This is a genomic window from Eggerthella sp., from assembly GCF_048329335.1.
In the GTDB taxonomy this organism is placed as follows: Bacteria; Actinomycetota; Coriobacteriia; order Coriobacteriales; family Eggerthellaceae; genus Eggerthella; species Eggerthella lenta.
The window spans coordinates 1-1865 of record NZ_DBFEGU010000329.1 but is presented as its reverse complement, the minus strand read 5'-3'; the positions used below and the strand labels follow the sequence as shown (position 1 = coordinate 1865).

The 1865-nt window shown below is 66.1% G+C and carries 2 protein-coding genes and 1 pseudogene; 1 reads left to right on the top strand and 2 read right to left on the bottom strand.

Going from position 1 to position 1865, the window contains the following annotated elements:
- Nucleotides 1–835, bottom strand: an 835-nt coding sequence (locus ACMO6A_RS10290; protein WP_418471205.1) for an ATP phosphoribosyltransferase regulatory subunit, incomplete at its 3' end; no start/stop codon positions are given.
- A gap of 104 nt (nt 836–939) precedes the next feature.
- Between ACMO6A_RS10290 and ACMO6A_RS10285 the strand changes: the two genes are divergently transcribed.
- The gene (locus ACMO6A_RS10285; RefSeq protein ID WP_139019518.1) at nt 940–1449 is read left to right on the top strand and encodes a hypothetical protein; all 510 of its coding nucleotides are present in this window, start codon (nt 940–942) and stop codon (nt 1447–1449) included.
- On the opposite strand, the pseudogene ACMO6A_RS10280 reads toward ACMO6A_RS10285, so the two are convergent.
- Nucleotides 1446–1865: pseudogene (locus ACMO6A_RS10280) on the bottom strand (DUF2797 domain-containing protein); the annotation flags it as partial. The gene ACMO6A_RS10285 and the pseudogene ACMO6A_RS10280 overlap by 4 nt on opposite strands.

The following is a 1865-nucleotide window of genomic DNA, read 5'->3' as shown; positions in this document are numbered from 1 at the left end:
CCTCGAACACGATGCCGGTGTAGTAATCGAACGAGCTCATCACCGAGAAGTCCACGAGGATGCGGTCGGCCAAGCCCGCCTCGGCCAGCAGGTCGCAGGTGCGGGCAAAGTCGTCGAGGCCGTCCTCGCACCCCAGGGGCGCCACGAGCGCGCGCACCTCCTCCACCGCCTTGCGCCCGCCGCGGATGCGCGGCAGCGCGCGGATGGCCGCGGCGAACACGGGCGGCACGGCCGCCGCCTCACCCGTGAGCCGGTCGACCTCCACGAAGTTCGAGGCGTGGAACGCCGCCAGCACCCGCTCGGTCCACTGCGCGGACGCCCCGCTGGCCGCCAGCAGCGCGCGCAGCACGCCCACCGTGGCCAGGGCCAGCTTGCAGCCGCGCGCGCCCGCGAGCTCCAGCGCCTCCGCCATGAGCTCCACCACCTCCGCGTCGGCTTGCGGCCCGGCCTCGCCGATGCATTCCACGCCGATCTGCGTCATCTCGCGCGCCTGCGCCTGCATGCGCCCTTCGGCCTCGCGGAACACGCGCTGCATGTAACGGAAGCGGAACGGCCCCGGCTGGCCCGCGAGGCGCGTCGCGCACATGCGCGCCACCTGCAGCGTCACGTCGGGGCGCATGGCCAGAAGGTCGCCGCTCGCGTCGAAGAACTTGAAGGGAGAGCCGGGCATACGGCCGCCCGCGCGCATGACGTCCATGACCTCCAGCGTCGGCGTCTCGATGGGCAGGTAGCCGCGCGCCGCGAAGCATGCCTGCACGTCGCGAGCGATGCGCTCGCGCATGCACGCCTCGTCGGATAGCACGTCTCTGAACCCTGCCGGTGTCACGTAATCCATGGTTCTCTTCCTTCGCTGCATCGTTTCGCCGGTTCGCACGCGGCCGCGCACGCCGTTCGTTTGCTGGTAGTACTTTATCACAGTAGAGTAGTAAAGCAAGCCGTTTGCAGAACGTTTCGGACAACCGCTTTATTTTACGTCATAGAAGGAGCGCGATCACGGCTCGCCGCACCTCGAGGAAAGAATGTTTAGCCGAAGAAAAGGACGCTGCATCCTATCGATTCCCCGCACGCGGAAAAACGCCGTCCGCATCAAGCGACGGATGTACGCTTTGGACTGAGCTATCTGCTGCAAAAACGGGTTCTTGGCAGCAATTTCGCGGCTTCAGCGCCACCGAAAGCCCTCGAACACGGGGAAGTCTGAAAAACACCTGGTCGCAAGATTTCCGCCGGGAGCGTTCGTTCCCCTTGCCGCCAAAAACCCGTTTTTGCAGCAGATCGAACCGACCATCCGTGCCGTTCCTGAAAAGCAGCGATTCCGAAGCCGCAATGAAGCCTGCCCGTAGAAAAGGCAAGGAAGTCGAGGGAAGCCGGATCTGCGGCATTTCGGTCGATACCGCACACGCGATGCCGCCGTCGGGGCGAAGGCGCACGCCCTCGCCCACCCCGCCTTAGAACAAGGAGAACTGTTGGGGCGCGAAGTCGTACGTGCACACCACTTCGTCCAGCAGCAGCTCGACCTCGTGCGACTCCCACTCTTTGACTGACACGACGTAGTTCGTGCCCTCCTGCTGGAACACCAGCGCGCCGCCCACCATGCCGATGCAGCGTCCGCCGCATTCGCCGTCGTGGCCTTCGGGCACCTGCAAGTCGTGGCAGTCGGGCGACGGGCCGCCGAAGTAGTGGGGCGACAGGTCCTGAGCCGGCTCAGCGCCCTCGAGACCCAGACGTTCCACCACGTCGTCGAGCACCGCCTTCGCCTCGACGAAATCGAAGCGCTCGTTCACCAGCAAGTCCACTTTCTTCGACGCGCGCATCGTCTCCAGGATGCCGGGCTGCGCGCACAGCGCCGCCTCCAGCTCGCGCGCGTC